The sequence below is a fragment of the Pseudomonas sp. RT4P38 genome (assembly GCF_054897765.1).
In genome coordinates this window covers 2,606,779-2,630,000 of sequence record NZ_CM142703.1, presented here as the reverse complement: position 1 = coordinate 2,630,000, position 23,222 = coordinate 2,606,779, and the positions used below count along the sequence as shown (strand labels likewise).

At 59.0% G+C, this 23,222-nt stretch carries 21 protein-coding genes and 4 pseudogenes; 15 read left to right on the top strand and 10 right to left on the bottom strand.

What is annotated here, in order from left to right:
• Positions 1-665: 665 nt before the first annotated feature.
• Positions 666-890, top strand: a pseudogene (locus tag ACYZT7_RS12325) (LPXTG cell wall anchor domain-containing protein); the annotation flags it as partial.
• 116 nt (positions 891-1,006) lie between these two features.
• On the opposite strand, the pseudogene ACYZT7_RS12320 reads toward ACYZT7_RS12325, so the two are convergent.
• Both ACYZT7_RS12320 and ACYZT7_RS12315 read right to left on the bottom strand, forming a co-directional pair.
• Positions 1,007-2,313: pseudogene (locus ACYZT7_RS12320) on the bottom strand (OprD family porin).
• 379 nt (positions 2,314-2,692) lie between these two features.
• Positions 2,693-2,872, bottom strand: a pseudogene (locus ACYZT7_RS12315) (phosphonoacetaldehyde hydrolase); the annotation flags it as partial.
• 384 nt (positions 2,873-3,256) lie between these two features.
• Here ACYZT7_RS12315 and ACYZT7_RS12310 point away from each other — a divergent pair.
• The 6 genes from ACYZT7_RS12310 (at position 3,257) to ACYZT7_RS12285 (ending at position 8,812) form a co-directional block, all read left to right on the top strand.
• Positions 3,257-4,201, top strand: a complete 945-nt coding sequence (locus ACYZT7_RS12310) for a PDR/VanB family oxidoreductase (RefSeq protein WP_462041216.1) — start codon at positions 3,257-3,259, stop codon at positions 4,199-4,201.
• Between the two features lie 50 nt (positions 4,202-4,251).
• Positions 4,252-5,583, top strand: coding sequence for an aromatic ring-hydroxylating dioxygenase subunit alpha (locus ACYZT7_RS12305; protein WP_462041215.1), 1,332 nt, complete (start codon positions 4,252-4,254; stop codon positions 5,581-5,583).
• Positions 5,573-6,106, top strand: coding sequence for an aromatic-ring-hydroxylating dioxygenase subunit beta (locus ACYZT7_RS12300; RefSeq protein WP_462041214.1), 534 nt, complete (start codon positions 5,573-5,575; stop codon positions 6,104-6,106). Before ACYZT7_RS12305 ends, ACYZT7_RS12300 begins: the two co-directional genes overlap by 11 nt.
• Positions 6,106-6,699 carry a cysteine hydrolase family protein gene (locus ACYZT7_RS12295; RefSeq protein WP_462041213.1) on the top strand — a complete coding sequence of 198 codons (594 nt, stop codon included), beginning with the start codon at positions 6,106-6,108 and terminating at the stop codon, positions 6,697-6,699. Before ACYZT7_RS12300 ends, ACYZT7_RS12295 begins: the two co-directional genes overlap by 1 nt.
• On the top strand, positions 6,696-7,508 hold the full coding sequence (locus ACYZT7_RS12290; RefSeq protein WP_462041212.1) for an SDR family oxidoreductase: 813 nt from the start codon (positions 6,696-6,698) through the stop codon (positions 7,506-7,508). The genes ACYZT7_RS12295 and ACYZT7_RS12290 overlap by 4 nt, the downstream gene beginning before the upstream one ends.
• A 68-nt stretch (positions 7,509-7,576) precedes the next feature.
• Entirely contained in the window at positions 7,577-8,812 is a 1,236-nt protein-coding gene (locus ACYZT7_RS12285; protein WP_462041211.1) for a dienelactone hydrolase family protein, read from the top strand.
• 54 nt (positions 8,813-8,866) lie between these two features.
• Here the strand turns inward: ACYZT7_RS12285 and ACYZT7_RS12280 are convergent, their stop codons facing one another.
• The 3 genes from ACYZT7_RS12280 to ACYZT7_RS12270 form a co-directional block, all read right to left on the bottom strand.
• Complete coding sequence (locus ACYZT7_RS12280) at positions 8,867-9,889, bottom strand: AraC family transcriptional regulator (RefSeq protein WP_462041210.1); 1,023 nt, start codon at positions 9,887-9,889, stop codon at positions 8,867-8,869.
• A gap of 3 nt (positions 9,890-9,892) precedes the next feature.
• Positions 9,893-10,906 (bottom strand): AraC family transcriptional regulator, encoded by a 1,014-nt coding sequence (locus tag ACYZT7_RS12275; RefSeq protein ID WP_178082687.1) that lies wholly within the window; start codon positions 10,904-10,906, stop codon positions 9,893-9,895.
• A gap of 363 nt (positions 10,907-11,269) precedes the next feature.
• Positions 11,270-12,526, bottom strand: a complete 1,257-nt coding sequence (locus ACYZT7_RS12270) for an OprD family porin (RefSeq protein WP_462041209.1) — start codon at positions 12,524-12,526, stop codon at positions 11,270-11,272.
• Positions 12,527-12,938: 412 nt separating this feature from the next.
• Here ACYZT7_RS12270 and antA point away from each other — a divergent pair, with 412 nt between their 5' ends.
• The 8 genes from antA (at position 12,939) to ACYZT7_RS12230 (ending at position 20,585) form a co-directional block, all read left to right on the top strand.
• A complete protein-coding gene (gene antA / locus ACYZT7_RS12265) occupies positions 12,939-14,342 on the top strand; it encodes an anthranilate 1,2-dioxygenase large subunit (protein WP_462041208.1) in 1,404 nt (467 codons plus the stop codon).
• Positions 14,343-14,344: 2 nt separating this feature from the next.
• Positions 14,345-14,836, top strand: a complete 492-nt coding sequence (gene antB, locus ACYZT7_RS12260; RefSeq protein ID WP_084377596.1) for an anthranilate 1,2-dioxygenase small subunit — start codon at positions 14,345-14,347, stop codon at positions 14,834-14,836.
• Positions 14,837-14,854: 18 nt separating this feature from the next.
• Positions 14,855-15,880, top strand: coding sequence for an anthranilate 1,2-dioxygenase electron transfer component AntC (gene antC, locus ACYZT7_RS12255; protein WP_462041207.1), 1,026 nt, complete (start codon positions 14,855-14,857; stop codon positions 15,878-15,880).
• A gap of 107 nt (positions 15,881-15,987) precedes the next feature.
• A complete protein-coding gene (locus ACYZT7_RS12250) occupies positions 15,988-17,148 on the top strand; it encodes an ABC transporter substrate-binding protein (RefSeq protein WP_462041206.1) in 1,161 nt (386 codons plus the stop codon).
• A 64-nt stretch (positions 17,149-17,212) separates the two neighbouring features.
• Entirely contained in the window at positions 17,213-18,124 is a 912-nt protein-coding gene (locus ACYZT7_RS12245; protein WP_129444802.1) for a branched-chain amino acid ABC transporter permease, read from the top strand.
• 10 nt (positions 18,125-18,134) lie between these two features.
• Entirely contained in the window at positions 18,135-19,160 is a 1,026-nt protein-coding gene (locus ACYZT7_RS12240; protein ID WP_462041205.1) for a branched-chain amino acid ABC transporter permease, read from the top strand.
• Entirely contained in the window at positions 19,157-19,906 is a 750-nt protein-coding gene (locus tag ACYZT7_RS12235; protein ID WP_462041204.1) for an ABC transporter ATP-binding protein, read from the top strand. Before ACYZT7_RS12240 ends, ACYZT7_RS12235 begins: the two co-directional genes overlap by 4 nt.
• Positions 19,899-20,585, top strand: a complete 687-nt coding sequence (locus tag ACYZT7_RS12230) for an ABC transporter ATP-binding protein (protein WP_462041203.1) — start codon at positions 19,899-19,901, stop codon at positions 20,583-20,585. Before ACYZT7_RS12235 ends, ACYZT7_RS12230 begins: the two co-directional genes overlap by 8 nt.
• A 100-nt stretch (positions 20,586-20,685) precedes the next feature.
• Here ACYZT7_RS12230 and ACYZT7_RS12225 read toward each other — a convergent pair whose 3' ends face one another.
• The 5 genes and pseudogenes from ACYZT7_RS12225 to ACYZT7_RS12205 all read right to left on the bottom strand — a co-directional run bounded on the left by ACYZT7_RS12225 (position 20,686) and on the right by ACYZT7_RS12205 (position 23,098).
• Positions 20,686-21,309 (bottom strand): NIPSNAP family protein, encoded by a 624-nt coding sequence (locus tag ACYZT7_RS12225; RefSeq protein ID WP_462041202.1) that lies wholly within the window; start codon positions 21,307-21,309, stop codon positions 20,686-20,688.
• 134 nt (positions 21,310-21,443) lie between these two features.
• Positions 21,444-21,716: a hypothetical protein gene (locus tag ACYZT7_RS12220; RefSeq protein ID WP_462041201.1), complete on the bottom strand. Its 273-nt coding sequence runs from the start codon at positions 21,714-21,716 to the stop codon at positions 21,444-21,446.
• A gap of 89 nt (positions 21,717-21,805) precedes the next feature.
• Positions 21,806-22,093, bottom strand: a pseudogene (locus tag ACYZT7_RS12215) (3-hydroxyacyl-CoA dehydrogenase NAD-binding domain-containing protein); the annotation flags it as partial.
• Positions 22,094-22,161: 68 nt separating this feature from the next.
• Positions 22,162-22,761 (bottom strand): NAD/NADP octopine/nopaline dehydrogenase family protein, encoded by a 600-nt coding sequence (locus tag ACYZT7_RS12210; RefSeq protein WP_462041200.1) that lies wholly within the window; start codon positions 22,759-22,761, stop codon positions 22,162-22,164.
• A complete protein-coding gene (locus tag ACYZT7_RS12205; protein ID WP_462041199.1) occupies positions 22,730-23,098 on the bottom strand; it encodes a hypothetical protein in 369 nt (122 codons plus the stop codon). The genes ACYZT7_RS12210 and ACYZT7_RS12205 overlap by 32 nt, the downstream gene beginning before the upstream one ends.
• Between the last annotated feature and the right edge of the window lie 124 nt (positions 23,099-23,222).

The following is a 23,222-nucleotide window of genomic DNA, read 5'->3' as shown; positions in this document are numbered from 1 at the left end:
AACCCTTAATTGCGCTTTTCTATCAATCACTGGTAGAAAGCTGGAAACGCCCGCTCCCGTCTATAGAAAGAGCTAAACCAATCCTTCTATATAGAAGGACAGACACGACCGTTTTCAGCAGGACGCAACTGCGAATGATGAGACGCGCTGTGAAGCGGGGTTGATCGCCGCAACCGCGGCTTTGTTTTGCCGAACGACCGGACTAGTCGCCGACAATTATTGCCCCCCGGGTAAATGCAGAAGCTCCACTGTCGATCAAGCTACAAGCCGTCCTTGCCATTCAAATCGCTCGCTTGACACTGCTTCAGGGCCAGCCGGAAACGGTTCGGCGTATTTTGCAGCGTGCGCCCCGCTACGCGAGGAGCTCGGGGCTCGATGCAATCCGCGGAAGCGGCGGAAGCGAATTACTCAGCGTTGTCGATCGCAGATGTCGCGGCGAGTACAGGCTCGTTCAGTGCGAGCAGTGCGGAGAGCTGAAGCAGCAACGATTCACCTGATCCCCCAATTTACCTACCAGCCTGCCGGCAAACGACGGGCGAGGAATCCTCTATGTCCGATTTTCAAATTGAATCCACGCCCATCGCTCGCAAGGCGCACGCATGCAATGAATGTCGCGGCGATATCAGCCGGGGGCAGAAGTATCAGCTAATTTCTGGCTGCCGGGATGGAAGGAAGAGGAGGTGCCGGGCTTTCATGAAGTACGTGCGTTGTGGCTGCACCTGTACAAGAAAGCCGGAAGGATGTCCTACGTATTTGCAGGCATCGGTGAACCGCTCATCGGTCACATGATCGATTCAACCGGTAGTACGTCGATCATTTTTCCGACGGTAGCGGGACTCTGTGCGGCGAGCGCGGTACTGTCGTTATTGATTAAGCGCCGACCACGTTAGTGCACGAATCGTAACGCAGTGCATTCAGTTGCGACCATGATCTCGGAAAATGAAAATCCGCCGCGTGTCTGTTTATAAAAGCCCCGAGAGTTTACGGGGCTTTTACTACGCGTGATTTACATGAAAGTGTAGGTGTAGTTAAAGATCAAGCGGGTCTGGTCGGCGTTACGAACCGAGCCTGAATCGTCACCACGATAGACGCCGTGACGCAGGGTCGCGCCAAAGTTTTTCAGCGGACCATTCTGAACAACGTAGTCGACGCGCATGTCGCGTTCCCACTCCGAGTGATCGCTACCGTTACCAACATCCTTAATATCATCGCCATGCAAATACGCGACGCTGGCTTTCAAGCCTGGCACGCCAACAGGAGCGAAATCATAGGTGTACTGGCCGAAGGTAGTGTTTTCTCCGGCACGGGCGAACTGGTTGATCATGCTATCGGTGAACAGATAAAAACTGGAACCCCCCTCTCCTTCATTGCGTCCACGGCTATCAGCGATGCTCCCGTTGTTCACCCACACGAAACTGCCGTCGTCGTTCACGCGCTGATGGCCGAGCATCAGCGAGTGACCGCCAAGGGTATAGGTGAACATGGCGCTCCAGGTCTTGTTGTCGACCTCGCCCGCATTTTTCGCGTATCCGCTGTTATTGTTGAAACGGTAGCCCGCATCCCCATTCTTGCCATCGGAACTACTGTCGAAGTAGCGCAGGTCCGTTTTGAGACTTTGATCATCGCCAATCGGAAAGACGTGTACAAGGCCAAGGAACGTTTGCTTGTAAAAATCTTCAAGTTGCGAATGATATGCCTGAACGGTCAAATTCTTGGTGATTTTCCAGTCCGCGCCACCGAACTGGAAACTGTTGGAATCTTGCGTTGCCCCGGCTACTGAGAGCCCAGCCCAGTTGCTGGATGCACGGCCAGCTGCCTGAGTGATCTTGCCGGCATTTAGCGTCACGTTGTTGAATTCTTTTGAGGTCAGCATGCCGCCTTGAAAGATTTGAGGTAGCACTCGACCGTCATTGGCAACCAGGATCGGCAAGTTAGGTTGTAGCGCGCTGCGTACCTTCAGCTCTGTTTTGGATAGTCTGGCCTTGACGTTGGCACCACCACGGCTCCACGTTTTTTTTCAGCCGAACCATCAGAGTCGCTTGGAGAAAAGGTGTTGTTGTCAGGGTGGTGGCCCCTACCTCCGTCTAGATGGATACCCACGAGCGCTTGAGCATCGACGCCGAGGCCAACGGTGCCTTGTGTGTAGCCGGAAGCGTAGTTGAATAGCAGGCCTTCGGCAGTTTCTTTCTGATCTGCACTACCAACGCGATTGTCGTTGTTGAAATACATGGTGCGCGAGCTGACGCTTGCCTTGCTACCAGAGATGAAGCCTTCGGACGCGGCTTCGCCAGCATGGACGCCAAATGAGGAGATGCTGGCAAGCGCAACAGCCGCCTACAGGGTTTGCTTGTACATTTTGTGCTCCAGGTTTTTTTATTATGAGAAGCTCGGTTTCACGACGACGCTACGCAATGTAGAACCGTATCGTTTTCGATCAACAGCGCACTTTGGTTGCTGGATCGGCGACTACTATTGCAAGTACTAAGTTCGCGTTTTTTGACGCAACCTTAAACAGATCAATCCGAATCTGACTAGGTAACAGGTGAATGGCTTGGACATAGCTTTTGAACACATTGCCAGTATGTCCACTTTGCCGTTCATGGGATTTCCGCTGGTTCAGACTGAAATTTTTGGTCGCTACTTGCCCAGCTTGATGCGCAAGCCAGACAAGTAGCAAAAAGCTCAAAACCACTTAGTAGGATTGAGGCAACTCGCCGCGTGCCAGACGAGCGTTGATGTCTTCGATCACAGCGGGCAGTTCGACGATGGTGTCGATTAGGTAGTGCGGACGCGAGTCTTCGAACATCTTGATGATGCGGGCGCGCTCTTCGGCCAGCTTGTCCGAAGGCAGTGCCTTATATTGCTCATAGGTTGTAGTGGTCTAATGAAACCGGACACCCATTTAGGCGAGAATGCTCACCAGATCGAGGTGTCAGATGACCAAACAACGCCGTTCCTTTTATCCAGACCACCAGCATCGACTGAACTGAATACCCGTCCCGCACTGCCTCGCACAGTGCCGCGGATTGCTCCGTGCAGTATCCACTCCCGGTGAACGCTGCTGCACTCATGAATTGCCCCATCACCGCCAATGACACCCACGTACGATTGGCTCACTGCCTGACGCCCAGTCCCGCGTATTTACGCAAAATGCGGCTATCGACTTGCCGATATCGGCTTTTTCGCCCCAGCCTCCTTCCCTACATTGAGTACGACTTCAACGGCGAGCAGCGCTCGCCCCGTTCAGGAATCGTGCATGCCCAGCCTGTCTTTGCGTATCGAACGGATTGACCCGCTCACGCCTCAAATTCGTCGCCTGATCCTGGTCGCTGACGCCGGCCAGACACTACCCGATTTCACCCCAGGTGCTCATATCGAAGTGCAGATACCCGGCAGTAAACCCATGTGGCGTGCCTACTCGTTGGTCAACCTGCCTGACAACCCTCACTACGAGATCGCCGTGCAGCTGGAACACCAGAGCAGTGGTGGCTCCCGCTGGATGCACAAGGTGCAGGTCGGTCAGCAACTGATCGTGCGTGCGCCCAAAAATCATTTTCCTTTGGTGGCGCATGCCAGTGATTACTTGCTGATCGCTGGAGGAATCGGCATCACCCCAATGCTCGGCATGGCCCGCTCGCTCGCGGCCCGACAGCAACCGTTCACCTTGCACTATGCCGGTCGCAATGCGGACCGCATGGCTTATCTGCAAGAAGTAGAGGCGCTCGGCAGCGCCCGGTGCTGGATCAGCGACGGCGACCCGGCTCGGCGCCTGCCTCTGACCAGCCTGTTGGACTCGCCCGCCAGCGCACGTCAGCTCTATGTTTGCGGCCCCAAATCACTGATCAGCACCGTGCTGCAAACAGCTCGCGCGCTGGGCTGGGACGACAGCCAACTGCACAGCGAGTTGTTCATCGGCAGCCTCGACGCCGAGACCGAAGCCGGTTTTGAAGTGGAGCTACGCAGCAGTGGCGTAACGCTCCAGGTGCCCGCCGGCAAAAGCGTGCTGGACGCAATGATAGAAGCCGATCTGGACCCGATGTTCGATTGCCGTCGGGGTGATTGTGGCGTGTGCGTGACCCAGGTGCTCGAAGGCGCCGCTGACCACCGCGATATTTGTCTGTCGGAGCGCGAGCGGGCTGACGGCAGCTTCTGCACCTGTGTATCGCGCGCCTCCAGCGCTCGGCTGGTGCTCGATTTGTAAGTGCGCTGCTGTTGCGCGCATCTCTTTATGACTGGTTAAAAGGAGACACCATGATTCCCTCGAACGAACAGATTGCGGCACTGATCCGCGACGACAGCGTGCACAAAAGCGTCTACACCGACCCTCAACTGTTTGATCTGGAAATGCAGCGAATCTATGGTCAGGCATGGATCTACGTCGGCCATGAAAGCCAGGTCAAAAACGTCGGTGATTACCACACCACACGCATCGGCGATCAGGACGTGATTCTGGTTCGCGGTGCCGATAAAAACGTCAATGTGCTCTACAACCGTTGCCCGCACAAAGGCGCCAAGCTGGTGGCCGAAGGCGACGGCAACGTTGGCAAGTTCTTCCGCTGCCCTTACCACGCCTGGACCTTCAAACTGGACGGCCAGCACCTTTCGGCACCGTTGAAGAACGGCTTCGAAGGCACCTGCTTCAACCCCCGGCACCCGGACTTTTCAATGGTGAGCCTGGCGCGGGTCGACAGCTATCGGGGCTTCGTGTTCGCCAGCCAGATCGATCATGGTCCAGACCTGAAAAGCTTTCTCGGCGGCGTGATCACTTCCATCGACAACCTCTGCGATCGCTCGCCAGTGGGTGAAGTCGAAGTGGCCGGCGGTATTTTTCGGGTCATGCAGCGTTCCAACTGGAAAGTCTTCTACGAAAACCTCCACGACACCATGCACGCTCGCGTCACGCATGAGTCCTCGGTGGACGCGGCCCGCAGCGAGGCCGAATTCTTGGGAGAAATGCCATTCGAACTGCTGATCATGGACGGCAACGGCGAGCCTTACGATTTCTGGGAGAAGCTCGAACTGCGCGCCTACAACAATGGACATGGTTACATGGAAGCGATCTTCGACCCGGCGGCGGCCGAGCGCGACGAAGTGTCCAAGGCCCACTTCGAATGCCTGAGCGATGCCTATGGCGAAGCACGCGCCCGAGACATCATGGGGATGAATCGCCACAACACCGTGATCTACGGCAGCGGCTCGCCCCACACCGTGTTCATGCAGTTCCGGGTGATCCGGCCGATGGCCGTCGACCGCACCCTGGTGGAAATCCAGACGTTCCGCTGCAAAGGCGCACCGGATGCCGTATTTGATCGGGCGCTGACGTACGCCAACGTCATCAACTCTCCCTCCTCCAACGTCATGCCCGACGACGTGGAAGTCTATGCCCGCTGTCAGGAGGGCAACATGACCCGTGGCGGCGAATGGATCAGCATGCATCGGTATGTCGGCACCGACCGATTGCTGCCCGATGGCGCGGTCTCGACCAACGGCACCAGCGAGCTGCCGATGCGCAACCAGTTCGCCGCCTGGAAGCACTACATGACCGCCACCCTGATCGCCAAGGAGAGCACCCATGCTGCTTGATCGCACCTTCGACGTTTCGACTCACGCCCTGATTCCGGCCCAGATACCCAGCGAAACCTTGCGCGAGATCGAGCAGTTCCTCTATCGCGAAGCACGCCTGCTGGATGAGCGCCGCTTCTGGGAGTGGGACCAACTGTTTACCGATGCGGGCATGTACTGGGTGCCGCACCTGCATGGGCAGGCCGACCCTTTCGAGCACATTTCGCTGTTCTGGGAAAACCGCATGCTGCGCGAAGTGCGCATCCGCCGGGTAGAGAACATACGTAACTGGTCGCAACAACCACCGACCCGCACGGCTCATCTGGTGGGCAATGTGATGGTCGAAGGACTCGACAGCCAAGGGCTGCTGGTGGTGAGCGCGACGTTCCAGGTCAGCGAATGGCGTCTTGAACAACGCCAGTTGGCCGGGCGCTACACCTACAAGCTGGCCAGTCAGGACAGCGGCGGCTGGAAAATCCAGCTCAAGCGGGTTGACCTGATCAACTGCAACGATGTGTTCGCCAACCTAGAGGTCTTTGTCTGATGGGGCGCCCGACCGTATTGGCCCTGCATTATCAGAACGACGTATTGCATCCTGACGGCCGCATCCGGGTCGGGCTCGCAGCCGATGACCCGGCACGTGACGCCATGCTGGACGCCGCCATCAGGCTGCAGCAAGGTGCCCGCGCACGGGGCTGGCCGATCATTCATGTGCGCGTGGCGTATCGCCCGGACTATGCCGACCTGATACAGAACGCGCCGATCCTGCGTGCCGTCGCGGCCAGTGGCGCCGTCCAGGAAGGCACTTGGGGCGCGCAGTTCCATGACGCGTTGCAACCGCTGGAAGGCCCGGACGAGTTCGTCGTCACTCATACCCGCATCAACGCGTTTTACGGCTCACCGCTGGACACCCTGTTGCGTCAGCTCGAAACGCGACAGTTGCTGATCGCCGGCGTCGCCACCCACTCGGTGGTGGAAAGCACGGTCCGGCACGCCGTCGATTGCGGTTTCGAGGTCACGGTACTGGCCGACGCCTGCGCCGCCGCCCGCCCCGCGACTCATCTGGCGGCGCTGGACAGCATGCGGTTTATCGCCACTGTCACGGATGTCGCAAGCTCTCTGGAGTCAATGCCATGAAGTCCATCCCTACTGCCAACCTGCATGGTCAGGTGGCGATTGTCACGGGCAGCACCCAGGGCCTGGGTACTGACATTGCTCGCCAACTGCTAAACGCCGGCGCCAGCGTCATGCTGGTCGGCCGCAACCGTGACACCGGGGCGGCACTGGCCAGTGAGTTGGGTGAGCGGTGTCGCTTTGTCGCCTGCAATGTCGAACTGGACGAGGATATCGACGACTGTATCGACACAACGCTGGCCGCCTTCGGCCGTCTCGACATTCTGGTCAATAACGCCTGTGTCTACGACGATCAGGGGCTACAGTCAGACCGCGAGCAATGGTTGAACACCCTCAACATCAACCTGGTGTCGGCGGCAATTTTCGTACAGAAAGCCACGCCACACATGAATGAAGGCGGCACGGTGATCAACATCGGAAGCACCGGCGGTAAGTTCGGCGCGGCCGGGCGAGCCCTGTACCCGGCGTCCAAGGCCGGATTGCTGCAGCTGACCCGAAACCTCGCGGTGAGCCTGGCACCGGCTTCGATCCGGGTCATCAGCGTCTCACCCGCCTGGACCTGGTCGCCATCGGTGGCGAACCTGAGCGGCGGCGACCTTGCAGTGGCCGACCGTGTAGGGGCGACCTTTCACCCGCTTGGGCGCGTCGGGCGCGGCGAGGAGATTGGCCAGGTGGTCGCCTTTCTGTGCAGCCATGGCGCGTCCTGGATTACCGGGGTGGACATTCCGGTGGACGGCGGTTTCTCGATCCTCGGCCCCGATCAGGGCCTCTCGCCCCGCGTGTGGTTCGAGCGTTTGCGTGACCCGGTCTGAATCGCTCGACAGCTCCCATTGAACAACGCCAATAAAACCTGATGATGAGTCGATAACGAGGTAACACCATGGGCAAGATGATCACCGTAAAAGCCAGCGACGGCAGCGGCAGCTTCACCGGTTACCTGGCGCTACCCGCCAGCGGCAAAGGCCCCGGCGTGGTAATCGGCCAGGAAATTTTCGGCATCAACGCCAACATGCGCGAAGTGGCCGATTTTTACGCCGAGGAAGGGTATGTAGCCCTTGTGCCGGACCTGTTCTGGCGACTGGAGCCGGGCGTAGAACTGGGCTACACCGAAGCCGACTTCGCCCGTGCCATCGAGCTGTTTCAGCGCATGGACGTGGACAAGGCTGTCGATGACATCGACGCCAGTTTCAAGGCACTCAGCGATTTTCCCGAAGTCGAGGACGTCGGTTTCGGCTATGTGGGTTTCTGCATGGGCGGCAAGCTGGCCTACCTGACGGCGACGAGAACCGACGCCGCCTGCTCGGTGGGCTATTACGGCATGGGCATTGAACAGTTGCTCGACGAAGCCGACAACATCAAAGGCCGCCTGGTGCTGCACTTCGCCGAACAGGATGGCTACTGCGATGCCAATGCCCGCCTGCAGATCAGTCAGCGCCTGGGCGGCCGCAACAACGTCGAGATTTACACCTACCCCGACGTCGACCATGCCTTCGCTCGCAACGGTGGCATGCACTACAACAAGCCGGCCGCGTTGATGGCCCATCAGCGCAGCATCGCAGCGCTCAAGCAGGCAATCGGCCCGAACTACAACCTGTCCGAGCTGTGGGAAAAGCACATCGAATTCGAGTTTGCCGTTCGCGATGTCCCGGCGACCATGGCGACCATGGTTGCCGAACCTTACGTCAACCACATTCCGACCATGACTGGTGGCGTGGGCTACCGCGAATTGAGCCGTTTCTACCAGAACCATTTTGTCCATGCCAATCCGCCGGACATGAAGCTGGTGCCCATCTCTCGCACTGTTGGCGCCTCGCAAATCGTCGACGAGTTCGTGATGTGTTTCACCCACACCAGCGAAATCGACTGGATGCTGCCCAACGTCGCACCGACTGGTCAATACGTCGAAATACCGATGCTCGGGGTCATCAAGTTCCGTGGCGACAAGCTGTGTCACGAACACATTTATTGGGACCAGGCCAGCGTTCTGGTGCAGATCGGCCTGCTCGACCCCACCGGGCTGCCCGTGGCCGGTATCGAAACGGCGAAGAAACTGCTCGACGAGCAACGGCCGTCCAATACGCTAATGGGCAAATGGGCGGACAGCACCGAACAGTAATCGAACACTGCCCCTTGTAGGAGCGAGCTTGCTCCTGCAAGGGGCAGCGTTTGATTATCTGCTGGCAGCCGTCTGATGCGGGAGTTCGCCAAACCGTTCACGGTAATAGCGGGCGAAACGCCCGAGATGGCCAAAGCCATGCTCCAGGGCGACTTCGGTAATGCTCACGTCGCAACCACCGAGCAGACGATCACGCACCGCTTCAAGCCTCAGGTTGCGCAACCGCTCCATGGGCGTTTGTCCGTAACAGCGCTGGCACAGGGTGTTGAGGCTGCGCTCGCTCATCCCCGCCGCAGCGGCCAGTTCGCCCAGGGATAGTGCGTCACCCAGACGACTGCGCATCAAGTCTTCGATCTTATGCAACTGCCTCAAGGCCTGGCGCTGTGCCGGCGACGCAACGACCGCCATCGGCGACCCGTCGACTTTCGGTGGATGGGTCAGCAGGAACAGCGGCAGGCTTTCTTCCAGATGTCGCAACCAGTGCGCATGCACCGGCTCACCCGCGCTGGCCCCCAGTTGCTCAAGCAAATCATCGACCAGGCGCAACCAGCCACGCGCCTGTCCGGTGTCGAGCCGGTAAGCGGGTGGCAAGCTGAAATCGGCGGCCAGCCCGCCTTCGTCCACCAGCCTTTCCTGCATCAGCCTCAACAATGAGCGCGGCACCTTGAGCAGCAACTGTTCGCAGCCACTGTGCCAGACCAGTCGTGCCTGTCGATTGGGCGAAAGCACGGCCACCTGACCCGCCTCCAGCTCCAGCGCCAGCCCGTCGCACTCGATACTCGCCCGCCCGCGCAACGGCATTTGCATCAAGACGAAATCGGTAAAAGGCCGTGGCCGTACCTCAACCTCGGCGCCATAACGCAGGACAAACAATTGGCAACGCCCCACTTCAGCGCGAAAAAACGCCGTGTCGACATTGCCACTGCGCCAACTCAGATCGTGTTCGACCAACTCACGAGCGAGCAGCCGATGACTTTCTTGCCGCGAGCTGCTGGTGAAGACCGGTGTTTGGCACAGCCTCGACAGATCGAGCCCCGCACCAGCGCCAGGCAGAGGGTGAACCGATAGCGCAGCCATGGCTTAGAGCGACCGGTTTCGGCGAGCTTCGTTACGTTGCAGGGTGGTGCTCGGTGTTTCATCGAACAGCTTGCGATACTCGCTGGAGAACCGTCCCAGGTGGGTAAACCCCCAACCCATGGCGATCACAGAAATATTGCGCGCCGAATTGTCCTCGAGGATTTCCTGGCGCACGGCTCCCAGCCGGTGCTTCTTTAAATACGCCATCGGCGACATGCCGAAATATTTTTTGAAACCTTCGAACAGCTTGAACCGCGACACACCGGAAATCGCCTCGATGTCTTCCAGGTGCAGCGCTTCGCGGGCATTTTCGTGGATGTACTGTTTGGCTCGAATCAGGTAGTGCGGCAACTTGACACCGAGCACATCGCGCAACTCTTCGGAGTAGTTATTCGGCTGGGCGAGGATCAACCCCTTGATCAGCGAACTCTCGATGTCGCGTGTGAAAAACGTCTGGTCATACAGCTCGCGGCTGCGCTCCAGTTCGCCGATAAAGTAGCGCGCCATGCGCCACCAGGAGGCAGAAGAACCGTTGACGGCGTCCATCACCGGTTCGAAACGCAAGGGGGTTTCCAAGGGTCGCTGCAACATGTCTTCAAGGGATTTGCGCATGGCCGCGCGGGTGATGACGACCTGGATCTTGCGGCAATCACCGTTGATCGTCAGTTCCTGGTTTTCGTGAGGCGACACGATGATTGCGCAGTCACGGTCAGACGTTACCTGACAGCCGCTCTTGCTCAAGTGCTGTTCACCGACGAGGGGCAGACTGAGGCTGTAGCTGCTCAGGTGTTCGGCGTCTTCGATGCCGACCGTGACGTCGGTGCCGTACTCGATCATCCCCAACGTGGTGGACATAGATTTGAGTACATTGCCGCTGTGATGGAACTGAATGCGGTTGGGATGGCTGGTCTTGAGCAGATGCGGCCCACAGATCCCGGCCATCCACTGCCGCGCACCATTGAGGTCATAACGCTCGATACGAATGTCACGAACATGTACATCAGGACTTGTACTCATCACGGGGCACCCACGGCTGTTTTATGAACGCGCTCTAACGGCACGCCTCTGTTTGAAAGAGCAATCTTCATGCCGCGTGCCTACCTCCGGGGGCCGGCCGAAATATACGGATAACATTCACCGAATAATCGGATAGGGACAGTGCATCGCCAGGACCGTCCATGCCCCTGAACGCCCTTCTCACGCCGTAAACACAGGTATGGCGCTGCAAAAAAGAGCAGACGCCCACCGGTCGGCACAATAGGCATGCATTGAACACCAGGCGTGATTGGGTATTACCTGCCCAGATGAGCAGGCAGGTGTTACCCCCTGGAATTGTTGAAGCGCAGAAGCCCGAAATCTTGCTCGGGTGGGGCTGATCGCTTACCAGAATTTCCAGGTGTAGGTGGTGATAAGGCGGTTTTCGTCGAAGTCATTACCGTGTCGGAACTTGACGTTGATGTTGCGCAGTTCGAGGCCAAGGTTCTTCAGCGGACCTTCCTGAACCACGTAGGACAGATAGATATTGCGCTCCGATTCGCTGTTGTCGCTGAGAGCGCCGCGATCGATGTCGGTGCCGCGCATATAACGCGTCATCAGCTTCAAGCCAGGCACACCCACACCAGCGAAATCGAAGTCATAGCGCGCCTGCCAGGATTTTTCGTTGGGTTTGACGAAAGCGATGGCGGACCAGTTCACCAGGTAAGGCTGTGGCGCGTAACCGTTCAGAGTCGGGAACGTACTGTCGCCAAGCATCCGCTGATAACCCAGGCCGAAAGAGTGAGCCCCTTTGCGCACGGTGGTCATGGCGCCGTAGGAGCGATTATCGATGCGGCCGTACAGCGCGTCGCCATCTTCCTTGTTATTGAAATAGCGCATATCGGTTTTCAGAGCGTAACCGCCGCCCAGGTCTGCCAGGTAGGTTGCACCCAGATAATGCTGGCGATAGATGTCTTCCAACTGACCATAGAAATAGGTCCCGGTCAGCGCCGGCGTGAACGCGTAGCTGGCGCCGCCAAAGTTCAAACCATCGCTGCGGCGCTGCACGTCAGGCCCGTTGAACAAGTACATTTTTTCGCTGTTGGAGGATTCGCGACCGCTGATTTCGGTGAAGCGCCCGCCCGTCAGCGTCAGCTTGTCCACCTCTTTGGACTCGATCAGGGTGCCGTGATACGTGGTGACCAGTTGCCGCGAATCGTCGGTGTAGGCCACCGGCAGCGTTGGCCGATGCTCACCGTATTTCAACTCGGTTTTGGAATAGCGCACCTTCGCGGTGTAGCCGCCACGGCCATAGTCGGTCGCTTGCTCTTGCTTGCTGACGCTATAGGGAATGATGCTGTCAGGCCCCCTGCCACCACCGCCGTCGAGCCGGTAGGCGTACTGCATCGAAGCATCCAGGCCAAACTGCAGCGGCCCCTCGGTGTAGCCCGAGATGAAGCGCAGGTCGAAGCCCTGGGTCCAGCTGCCGACGCGGGAGTTCTTCGGGTTTTCACCCTTGAAGTCGCGATCGATATAAAAGTTGCGCAAACCCAGCCCCAAGTGGCTGCCTTCAACGAAGTCCGCCTGGGCCATTATCGGTGTAATCATTCCAGCCAGGCTGGCCGTCTGCACGCAACGGGTAAACCAACTCGCTTGAAACATAGCTTATTCCCTCTTATTTAATGTGCGAACACATCAAGTAGCGGCGCGACCAAAGTGATCACTCCAATAGTTGGCAGTTATTTCTTTATTAAAATATTCAGCATGAGTCGTTAGGGTTGATGTCGCTCCGACGAGACAGCCGATACGCATCAAGAATGATTAGGCAGCATTGGCGCCAGAGTCTCTATCCTGTTAATTCGAGACTCATATCCGTTTACTTCGATTTATCAATTTCTCCGCATCCACCGTACCACCCCATGCCTGCTAGGGCTGGGCCAACGCACACTGGCCAATTTTATGGACTGTGTTTGCCGACAAAGCGGATAGACCCCGACGCGGGCAACTTATTTAATGCAGACACGAACAACTTATTGAACGCACGAATTATCCCGATGCAACGAGGTATCGATTAATGAGCAGTGCCAAAAGCGTCGAACAGTGGAAAAGTTTTATTGAAGGCTGTCTGGACTTCCGGCCAGCGGAAGGCATCTTCCGTATTGCCCGGGATATGTTTACCGAGCCGGATTTGTTTGATCTGGAAATGGAACTGATCTTCGAGAAAAACTGGATCTACGCCTGCCACGAAAGCGAAATTGCCAACAAGCATGATTTCATGACCCTGCGCGCCGGGCGCCAGCCAATGATCATCACCCGCGACGGCGACGGCCAACTCAACGCACTGATCAACGCCTGTCAGCACCGGGGCACAACCCTGACCCGCGTCGGCAAGGGCAACCAGTCGACCTTCACCTGTCCGTTCCATGCATGGTGCTACAAAAGCGATGGCCGTCTGGTCAAGGTCAAGGCGCCCGGTGAATACCCGGAAGGTTTCGATAAAGCCACCCGAGGCCTGAAAAAAGCCCGCATCGAAAGCTACAAAGGGTTTGTGTTTGTCAGCCTCAATGTCGAAGGCACTGACTCGCTGCAAGACTTCCTCGGCGACACCAAGGTGTTCTTCGACATGATGGTCGCCCAGTCGCCCACCGGTGAACTGGAAGTGCTGCCGGGCAAGTCCACCTACACCTACGACGGCAACTGGAAACTGCAGAACGAAAACGGTCTGGACGGCTATCACGTCAGCACCGTGCACTACAACTACGTGGCCACCGTACAGCATCGCCAGCAGGTCAATACCGAGAAAGGCCTGGCCGGGGCTGACACCCTGGATTACAGCAAGCTCGGCGCTGGCGACAAGGAAACCGACGACGGCTGGTTTGCCTTCCACAACGGCCACAGCGTGCTGTTCAGCGATATGCCCAACCCGGCGGTACGCCCCGGTTACAGCACGATCATGCCGCGCCTGCTCGAAGAGTACGGTCAGGGCAAGGCTGAATGGATGATGCATCGGCTGCGTAACCTGAACATCTACCCGAGCATGTTCTTCCTCGACCAGATCAGCTCGCAGTTGCGCATTATTCGTCCGATCGCCTGGAACAAGACCGAGATCAACAGCTTCTGCCTGGGCGTGGTCGGCGAGTCGGATGCCGATCGGGAAAACCGCATTCGTCAGTTCGAAGACTTCTTCAACGTGTCCGGCATGGGCACCCCCGACGACCTGGTGGAATTCCGCGAAGCCCAACGCGGTTTCCAGGCACGTCTGGAGCGCTGGAACGACATTTCCCGTGGCGTGGGCAAATGGGTCGAGGGGGCGACGCCCAACAGCGAAACCATTGGCATCTCACCGGCGCTGACCGGCACCGAGTTCACCCATGAAGGCCTCTACGTCAATCAACATGGCAACTGGCAGCGCTTCATGCTCGAAGGTCTGGCGCGCAAAGCCGCCGAAGAGCAACCGTTGAAACTGCGTGAGGTGTGAACATGAATTCGCAACTGCAATACCGCATCGAGCAATTTTTCTACCGCAACGCTGAAGCCTGCGACGCCCAGGACTGGGATACGTACTTGTCGATGTTCAGCGACGACAGCGAGTTCCACCTGCCGCAATGGGACTCGGAGCATGTCTACACCACCGACCCGAAAAAAGGCATGTCGCTGATTTACTACCCCAATCGTGGCGGCCTCGAAGACCGGGTGTTCCGTATTCGCACCGGCAAGGCGGCATCAACCATCCCGATGCCGCGCACCCTGCACCTGATCAGCAATGTGCGGATTGCGCCACTGGACAACGATGAGCTGGAGGTGCGGGTCAACTGGCACACCCTCTACTACCGCCTGCAAACCGCCGAGCAGTTCTTCGGTCGCGCCACCTACCGCCTGCGGCCCGATGGCGAGAGCTGGAAGATCAGCCGAAAGCATGTGGTGCTACTCAACGACACGATCAATTCGGTGCTCGATTTTTATCACCTCTGACTGGCGGAAATCTGGATCATGAGTCACAAGGTCGCGTTCAGTTTTGCCGATGGCAAAACCTTGTTCTTCCCGGTACAGAACAATGAAATTCTGCTCGATGCGGCGCTGCGCAACGGCATCAATATCCCGCTCGATTGCCGGGAAGGTGTGTGCGGGACATGTCAGGGGCGCTGCGAGTCGGGCCAGTACAGTCAGGACTATGTCGACGATGAAGCGCTGTCGGCCGACGACCTGCGCCAGCGCAAAATGCTGACCTGCCAGACCCGCGTCCAATCCGATGCAGCGTTCTACTTCGACTTCGCGTCCAGCCTGTGCAATGCGCCGGGCCCGGAGCGGCTCAAGGGCATCGTGCGGGCCGTCGAGCAGGTATCGCCGAATACCGCGATCCTGCATCTGGACGCCGGTGCCGATGGTCAGCATCTGGACTTTTTGCCCGGCCAGTACGCTCGACTGCAAGTGCCGGGCACAGACGGCCAGCGCTCCTACTCATTTGCCAACCGCCCCAATGGCAGCAACCAGTTGCAGTTCCTGATCCGGCTGCTGCCCGACGGGCTGATGAGTAATTACATCCGCGAGCGCAGCCTGATCGGCGACGAGATCATGCTCGAAGCCCCCCTCGGTGCCTTTTACCTGCGCCATGTCGACAAGCCGTTAGTGTTTGTCGCTGGCGGCACCGGGCTCTCGGCGTTTCTGGGCATGCTCGACGAGATCGCGGAGCGTGGTGGGTGCGGGCATCCGGTGCATCTGTACTACGGCGTGCGTAACGCCGCCGACCTTTGCGAAACCGCGCGCATCGTGGCCTACGCAGAGCGGATTCCCGGTTTTCGCTTCACCCCGGTCATCAGCGATCCGGCCCCGGACTGGAGTGGAAAACGCGGCTACATCACAGAGCATTTCGACCTCGCCGAGTTTCGTGATCAGGACCTGGACATGTACCTCTGCGGCCCACCGCCGATGGTCGAGTCGATCAAGCAATGGCTGGCTGGCCAGGCGCTGGACCAGACGCGCCTGTACTACGAGAAATTCACCGAAAGCAACACCTGACACTGGAACCCACAGCCAAAACAAATTTCCAGGCACCCGGATCTTTTTTACTGCCCTCAACTAACAACTACGTCACGCGCGATGCGGACTTCATTAAAGGCGGCACTATGAAAAAACTACTCGTGGGTACACTGCTGGCGGCCAGCTGCGTGACCAGTCTGCTGGCCCAAGCCCAAGACCCGGTGCGCATCGGTTTTATCACCACCCTCTCGACCCCCGCCGGTTATCTGGGCGAAGACTCCCGCGATGGCTTCCAGCTGGCCATCGATCAGGAGGACGGAAAACTCGGCGGTGTGGCCGTAAACCTGCTGGTTGAGGACGACGGACTGCAACCGGCGCGCGCCAAGCAGATCATCGACCGGATGAGCCTGGACGGCATTTCGCTGTACACCGGCGTAATTTTTTCCAATGTGCTGGCGGCGGTGGTCAACACGGCGACCAAGGACGGTTTCTACATCAGCAACAACACCGGCCCTTCGAGCCTGGCCGGCAAGCAGTGCAAACCCAACTACTTCGTGGCCTCGTACCAGAACGACACGATCCATGAAATGGCCGGTGTCGCGGCCAATGAGCTGGGCTACAAAAAGATGGTCATCCTCGCCCCCAACTACCAGGGCGGACGCGATGCGCTGGAAGGCTTCAAGCGCACGTACAAAGGTGAGGTCACCGAGATCTACACCAAGCTCAACCAGCTGGATTTCTCGGTCGAACTGGCTCGGGTGCGTTCGCTGGCGCCGGATGCGATTTTCGAATTCCACCCCGGCGGTGCAGGCATCAACTTCGCCAAGCAATACGGCAGCTCGGGCCTGAGCAAAACCATCCCGATGGTAGTGCCCGTATTCTCCATGGACGAACGCATGCTCGCCGCCACCGGCGATGTCGCCAAAGGCATGAACATCGTGACCTTGTGGAACCCTGGATCTAAAAACCCGGCCAACCAGGCGTTCGTCAAAGCGTTCAGCGAAAAATACAACCGCGTGCCAACGGTGTATGCCGCTCAGACCTATGACACGGCGCGTCTGATCGGCGCTGCCCTCAAGCGTGTGGGCGGCGACATGAAAGACCCCGAGGCCTTTCGCAAAGCTCTGCGCAACGTCAAGTTCGACTCGATCCGTGGCGATTTCGCTTTCGGCAAGAACCAGCATGCGGTCATCGACTGGTACTTGCTGCGCGTCGAAGCCGATGCCAACGGCAAGCTGATCCAGGTGCCGGTGCAGACCATCGCCAAATCACAAGTGGACAGCTTCGCCACCGAATGCGCCCTGTGATCCGACCTTTTGGTCTCGTGACCGGCGGCTTCGGCTGCCGGCACTTTTCGTAGGATTCTCCAGCATGCTGCTACTTGAACAAATTCTGAACGGCCTGCAATACAGCGCCTTGCTGTTTTTGCTCGCCTCCGGCCTGACGCTGATCTTCGGCATCATGGGCGTCATCAATCTGGCCCATGGCGCCTTCTACATGGTCGGGGCGTTCTGCGCCGCCTACACCGCTTCGCTCAGCGGATCGTTCTGGCTTGCCGGGCTGGCGGCGGTGATTGGCTCCGCACTGTACGGGCTGCTGATTGAAACCAGCATCATGCGCCGTCTCTACACCCGCGATCACCTCGACCAGGTGCTGGCCACCCTGGCCGTGGTGTTTTTCACCAACGAGTTGATCACCGTGTTGTTCGGTCGCAGTCCGCCGGCCATGCCGACACCCGAGTGGTACGGCACCTTCGTCGAAGTCCTGCCTGGGTTGATGTACCCGGTCAGCCGCCTGTTGTTCATCGCTGCCGGGGCATTGGTGGCGATTGCCATGTGGTTGCTGATCAACCATACCCGTCTGGGAATGCTGATACGTGCTGGGGCCGACGATCACGAGATGGTTGGCGCATTGGGCGTGAACATCGCGCGTCTTTACACCCTGGTGTTCGTCTTCGGCTGCGTGCTCTGCGGACTCGCCGGCTTCATGGCGGCCCCGTTGCTGTCGGTGGAAATCGGCATGGGCGAAAAAGTCCTGATCACCACGTTTGTCGTGATCGTCGTCGGCGGTGTCGGCTCAGTGCGCGGCGCGCTCGCCGGTGCCTTGCTGATCGGCATGGTCGACGGCCTCGGGCGAGCGTACATCCCGCAATTGCTCGACCAACTGTTGCCTGCCGAAGTCAGCGGCACCTTGAGTGGCGGGCTTATTTCCGCCAGTGCCTACATCGTCATGGCCGTCGTCCTGCTGGTCCGTCCACGCGGCCTGTTGCCCGCCCGCGCCTGAGGAGAACTACATGTCCCGTCGAGTCCTTATCGATCTGCTCTGCCTGGCGACGTTCGCCCTCCTGCCGCTGCTTGCGTCGTTGTTGCACGAACCCTTTCTGGTCAGCCTGTTCACGCGTCTGGCGATCTACGGCATGGCCGCCGCCAGCCTGGACCTGTTGATCGGCTATGGCGCGATGATCAGCTTCGGTCATGCAGCGTTCTTCGGCCTGGGCGGCTACGTGGTCGGCGTCATCGGTTTCCACACGTCCCAGGCCATGCCGCTGTGGGGCTGGGACGGCTCTGACAGTGCGCTGATCGTCTGGCCGCTGTCGCTGCTGGTCTGTGCGCTGTTTGCCTTGGTGGTCGGCTATCTGTCGCTGCGCACCAGCGGTGTGCAGTTCATCATGATTACGTTGGCGTTCGGCCAGATGCTGTATTTCCTCCTCAGTTCGCTGTCGTTGTACGGCGGCGACGACGGCATCCTGCTCAGCCAGCGCAATACGCTACCGGGAGTGGACCTGGAAAATCCGGTGCAGTTCTACTACCTGTGCCTGGGGCTTCTGGTGGCCTGGCTGCTGTTCTGTCGGCGGCTGGTCAACTCGCGCTTCGGCTATGTACTGCGGGGCCTGAAGCAAAGCGAACGGCGCAGCATCAGCCTGGGTTTGCACCCGTTGCGCTACCGGCTGAGCGCCTTCGTCATCGCTGGCGTCGGGGGTGGCCTGGCCGGGATCTTGTGGGCCAATTACGCGATGTTCGTCAGCCCGGACATGGGCGCTTGGCACAAGTCCGGCGAACTAATGGCGATGGTCATTCTTGGCGGCGTGGGCACCCTGCTCGGACCGGTGCTCGGCGCTGCGGTGTACCTGGGACTGGAGCAAGTGTTGAGCCTCTGGACCGAGCACTGGCTGCTGATCTTCGGTCCGTTGTTGCTGGTCGTGGTGCTGTTCGGCAAAAAAGGCCTGTACGGCCTGCTGCTCAGTCCGTGGCCGCAATTGCGCAAGCCCCCGGTGCCAGACGCTCCGTCCGCCATTGCCAACAGCGAGGTACGCTCATGATTGCGCAACTGTCGATCCAGGATCTGGAAAAAACCTTTGGCGCGGTCAAGGCCACCAACGGTGCGAGCTTCGATATCACCCCCGGGGAATTGCACGCCATCATCGGCCCCAATGGCGCCGGCAAGTCGACGCTGATTTCGCAGATCTCCGGGGAGATACGCCCGGACAAGGGACGGATTTTCCTCAACGGTCAGGACATCACCGCTGTGCCCGCCCATCAACGCCCCCGCCTCGGCCTGGCGCGCGCCTTTCAGGTCAGCCAGCTGTATCCGGAATTCACCCTGCTGGAAAACGTCGCGGTCGCGATCGCCGCCCGCGATGGCAAGACCTTCGGCATGTGGAAACCTCTGAGCAGTGACCGCCGCCTGCTGGGCCCGGCAGCGGACTATCTGCAACGCGTCGGCCTCGCGGCACGTGGCCAGGCACTGGTCCGCGAGTTGTCCCACGGCGAACGGAGGCAATTGGAAATCGCCCTGGCGCTGGCCCAAGAAGCTTCGGTGTTGTTGCTCGACGAACCGATGGCAGGAATGGGGGCAGAGGAATCGGCTCGCATGACGCAATTGTTGCTCGAACTCAAGGGTCGCTACGCGATCCTGCTGGTCGAACACGACATGGACGCCGTGTTCGCCCTGGCGGATCGCATTACCGTGCTGGTCTATGGCCAGACCATCCTGACCGGCAGCGTCGAACAGATTCGCAACGACCCGCAAGTACGTGCCGCCTACCTGGGAGAAGAACATGCTTGAAGTGACTGGATTGCAGGCCGGCTATGGCCTGAGCCAAGTGCTGTTTGACATGCACTTGAAGATCGAACAGGGCCAGGTTGTGTCGCTGATCGGGCGCAATGGGATGGGCAAGACCACCACGGTCAAGTCGATCATGGGTCTGCTCAAGCCCACCGCTGGCAGCGTCTTGATTCACGGTCGGGAAATGCGCGGTGCCCCACCCTACCGCATCGCCCAGGCCGGACTGGGACTGGTGCCCGAAGGCCGGCGCGGTTTTGGCAGCCTGAGTGTGCGGGAAAACCTGCTGGCCACTGCGACCCGGGGCAAGTGGGACCTGGCGCGGATTTACCAGTTGTTTCCACGGTTGCAGGAACGCCAGGATCAGTTGTCGAAAACCCTCTCCGGTGGCGAACAGCAGATGATGGTGGTCGCCCGCGCCCTGCTGACCAACCCGCAGTTGTTGATTCTCGACGAGGCGACCGAAGGCCTGGCGCCGATCATTCGCGAAACCATCTGGAGTTGCCTGGCGAGCTTGAAAGCCGAAGGCGAGACAATTCTGGTCATCGACAAGAACCTCAAGGAAATGGCCCGGGTGGTCGACTGCCATCACATCATCGAAAAGGGCCGACAGGTTTGGCACGGTACGCCGGTGCAGTTGGCGGCAACACCTGAGTTGTCCCAGCGTTATCTGGGTGTTTGAACACAACTTCAGCAGGCCCAATTTCTGATCACTACATCGATCTGTAGGAGCCAGCAAGCCGGCTCCTACGGGGGAACGCGTGAGTGCCCGTTAACGGGGCTCATTGCAGCGGCGAAAAGCTCGCCGGCAGGTAGATCGTCGAATGCATGTCGCGCAGTTGCGGGCCTGAATTTTCCGGCGGCCAGACGCCGTCCTGCACGGCACGGGTGCGCACGTCCAGGCGTTGTTCGAGCGAGGCGTAAGGCCAGATGTGCAGGTAACGCGGCAACTGACCGTCGGTGGCATAGAAGGCTGCATACACCGTTGAGTAGTGCGCGCTGGTTCTCGGCCCCACGGCTTTTTCCCAGCCCTTGAGCGTGGGTGCCAGGCCCGACGGCACGAGGTCGTAGACGCGAAGCTCGTAGAACGGCCCGTGGCGCCCGGCGGGCAGGGGTTGGATGAAGGGAAACAACGAGTAGTTTTCCACGCGCATGTCCGTCAGATACGCCTCTATGCCAAATGCGTCGGCACTCGACAGATAACGTTCGCGCTCAGCCTGGCGAGACGTCTCGTCGGTAAAACCACGCAACACCGCGATCTGATTCAGCGGGCCGATTTCCGACGCCCAGCAGCCGATCAGTTTCGCTGCGGCGTCATCGAAGGCCAGGCGCTGCTCCAGACAAGCCATGGCAGTGGCGACAGTGCGCACCCGCACGGTGAACGTGATCAATTCGTACAGCTTCATGACAACCTCGATTCAGGACCCGACAAATGCGTGGATGACCTGCATCCACTACGAAAAAACCGACGCAGCCATAACGGCGCGCCGGTTGTGCAACCCGGTCGTGAAGCTGTCGCGATCACACGTCAGCTCCGCGCTCAGGACGTTGCCACACCACCGTTGAACACCGGCGACAGCCCCATCAACTCAAGCTTGCGGGTGAACTCACCCAGCCTCTGCAGTTTGTAGGCCTCCAGGTCAACGTCCTGGCAATCATAAAAACCCTGACCTTCGCGCAGCCCGTTGCGCCCTTGCGCCATGTTCTCGGCAATGACTTTGGGCGGCAGGAAACGCGGATCGATGGCTTCAGCCAGGTAATGGGAGGCATAGAACAGAATGTCGCCGCCGCCCCAGTCGATAAACTCGAGCATCCCCAGTACGGAGAAACGCAGACCGAAACCGACGCGAATCGCGGTGTCGATGTGGTCGATGTGGTCGATGCAATCACCGTTTCATCGCTACACACCGCACTCAGCCAAGCGAAAGTCCGGGCCTTGAGTTCAAGCACTTCAGGCACCGCTTCAAACACGACGGCGGCACTTTGCAAATCGTCGCCACTGCCCTCGCGATCACTCAAGCGTAAATGGCTCATCGCCTGTTCGACCTGGGTAGGATCGAGTGACCCCAGGCGCGCAAGCGTCGCCAGTTCGCCGCGCAAGTGGCCCTCGATCTCGCGGAAGTAGCGGTCCTGCGCCGCACGATCGCGCTGTTTGATATCGATCAGGGTCACCGGCAGTCCGGCGAACATGAACGCCAAGGCAATGCCCTCGCCCATGTGCCCCGCGCCGACGATACAGATGCGTTGCGTATCGGCACTCATGCCTGCAATCGCTGGCTCAGGCACCGCGTCATTTCGTTGCGGCTCAGTAGATTCAGTCCCAGGTTTTCCAGGGTTCGCCCCTCGGCGTAAAGGTCGATGCCACTGACCACCGTGGCCACGCTCAACAAGCCTTGAGCGACCGGCGTCGGTACGTCGGCCCAACGCCCGACCGACACGAGAAACGACAAGCCCAACCGTGTGTCTTCAAGCATGTAGCGGTGTTTTTGCAGGTCGATGTCTTCACGCCAGTCGCCGCTGTCAGTCAGCTTTCCGTGAGCACCGCGACCGTACATCCACTCATCACCGTCAGTGGCGTAATGATCGGTCAGCGGAAAATGCGGCGCGCGATAGCCCAGTGCTTCACGCACGGCCATACGTTCGGCGTCGAGGGCATTGGTCACGCGACGGATCGAAGGCACAGTGCCTTCGTTGTGAATGTCCCAAGTCTCGAAATGCTCAAGTGGGCCAGCGTTCATCAAGATCAACGGCGGATGAATGATCGGCCCGGCGTTCATCAGTGCGCCGCTGAGTGCATCTTCGATCGGCTCGACGCTGGGATAAGCCTCACGCAACACGGCGAACGCCGACTCGCTCAAACGACTCGGAAAAACCCCGGTCGGTAGACGGGTCGCGTAGCCGCTGATCACCACGTGCCAGGGCTTCGTGGGAGGTCGACGGCAAGGCAATGACCAACAACTGTGCATCGGCCACGGCCTGTGCCAGGTCGGCAGTCAAGGTCAGGGCATCGCCGTGCTGCCCAAGGCTCAACCGGCGTTCGCCACGAAAGTCGCGCACGAGCGGATGACCGAGGCCTTGCAGTTTTTCCAACGCGGCGCTGTCCCGGCGCCACAAACGCACCGAATGGCCTTTTTCCGCCAACTCTATCGCTGCCGCGTAGCAACCGTGACCACCGCCGATAACACTGATATTCATGAATGCACTCCTGTAGAAGAGCCTCGACCCTAGAAACGGCCCCAGCGACCCACTGCCCGAAACGCGCAAGCGTCATTCCGATTCTGCAACGCAATAACCTGCGTCGTGTGCGACCACGATCCTT

What these genes read in the sequence shown, in the direction of transcription:
- ACYZT7_RS12310 (WP_462041216.1), top strand. Translation starts at nt 3,257, where the DNA reads ATGCCCAGCCTGTCTTTGCGTATCGAACGGATTGACCCGCTCACGCCT.
- antC (WP_462041207.1), top strand. Translation starts at nt 14,855, where the DNA reads ATGAGTCACAAGGTCGCGTTCAGTTTTGCCGATGGCAAAACCTTGTTC.
- ACYZT7_RS12270 (WP_462041209.1), bottom strand. Translation starts at nt 12,526, where the DNA reads ATGTTTCAAGCGAGTTGGTTTACCCGTTGCGTGCAGACGGCCAGCCTG.
- ACYZT7_RS12235 (WP_462041204.1), top strand. Translation starts at nt 19,157, where the DNA reads ATGATTGCGCAACTGTCGATCCAGGATCTGGAAAAAACCTTTGGCGCG.
- ACYZT7_RS12275 (WP_178082687.1), bottom strand. Translation starts at nt 10,906, where the DNA reads ATGAGTACAAGTCCTGATGTACATGTTCGTGACATTCGTATCGAGCGT.
- ACYZT7_RS12220 (WP_462041201.1), bottom strand. Translation starts at nt 21,716, where the DNA reads ATGCTCGAGTTTATCGACTGGGGCGGCGGCGACATTCTGTTCTATGCC.
- ACYZT7_RS12250 (WP_462041206.1), top strand. Translation starts at nt 15,988, where the DNA reads ATGAAAAAACTACTCGTGGGTACACTGCTGGCGGCCAGCTGCGTGACC.
- ACYZT7_RS12300 (WP_462041214.1), top strand. Translation starts at nt 5,573, where the DNA reads ATGCTGCTTGATCGCACCTTCGACGTTTCGACTCACGCCCTGATTCCG.
- ACYZT7_RS12305 (WP_462041215.1), top strand. Translation starts at nt 4,252, where the DNA reads ATGATTCCCTCGAACGAACAGATTGCGGCACTGATCCGCGACGACAGC.
- ACYZT7_RS12290 (WP_462041212.1), top strand. Translation starts at nt 6,696, where the DNA reads ATGAAGTCCATCCCTACTGCCAACCTGCATGGTCAGGTGGCGATTGTC.
- ACYZT7_RS12240 (WP_462041205.1), top strand. Translation starts at nt 18,135, where the DNA reads ATGTCCCGTCGAGTCCTTATCGATCTGCTCTGCCTGGCGACGTTCGCC.
- ACYZT7_RS12230 (WP_462041203.1), top strand. Translation starts at nt 19,899, where the DNA reads ATGCTTGAAGTGACTGGATTGCAGGCCGGCTATGGCCTGAGCCAAGTG.
- ACYZT7_RS12205 (WP_462041199.1), bottom strand. Translation starts at nt 23,098, where the DNA reads ATGAATATCAGTGTTATCGGCGGTGGTCACGGTTGCTACGCGGCAGCG.
- ACYZT7_RS12245 (WP_129444802.1), top strand. Translation starts at nt 17,213, where the DNA reads ATGCTGCTACTTGAACAAATTCTGAACGGCCTGCAATACAGCGCCTTG.
- ACYZT7_RS12295 (WP_462041213.1), top strand. Translation starts at nt 6,106, where the DNA reads ATGGGGCGCCCGACCGTATTGGCCCTGCATTATCAGAACGACGTATTG.
- antB (WP_084377596.1), top strand. Translation starts at nt 14,345, where the DNA reads ATGAATTCGCAACTGCAATACCGCATCGAGCAATTTTTCTACCGCAAC.
- ACYZT7_RS12225 (WP_462041202.1), bottom strand. Translation starts at nt 21,309, where the DNA reads ATGAAGCTGTACGAATTGATCACGTTCACCGTGCGGGTGCGCACTGTC.
- ACYZT7_RS12280 (WP_462041210.1), bottom strand. Translation starts at nt 9,889, where the DNA reads ATGGCTGCGCTATCGGTTCACCCTCTGCCTGGCGCTGGTGCGGGGCTC.
- antA (WP_462041208.1), top strand. Translation starts at nt 12,939, where the DNA reads ATGAGCAGTGCCAAAAGCGTCGAACAGTGGAAAAGTTTTATTGAAGGC.
- ACYZT7_RS12285 (WP_462041211.1), top strand. Translation starts at nt 7,577, where the DNA reads ATGGGCAAGATGATCACCGTAAAAGCCAGCGACGGCAGCGGCAGCTTC.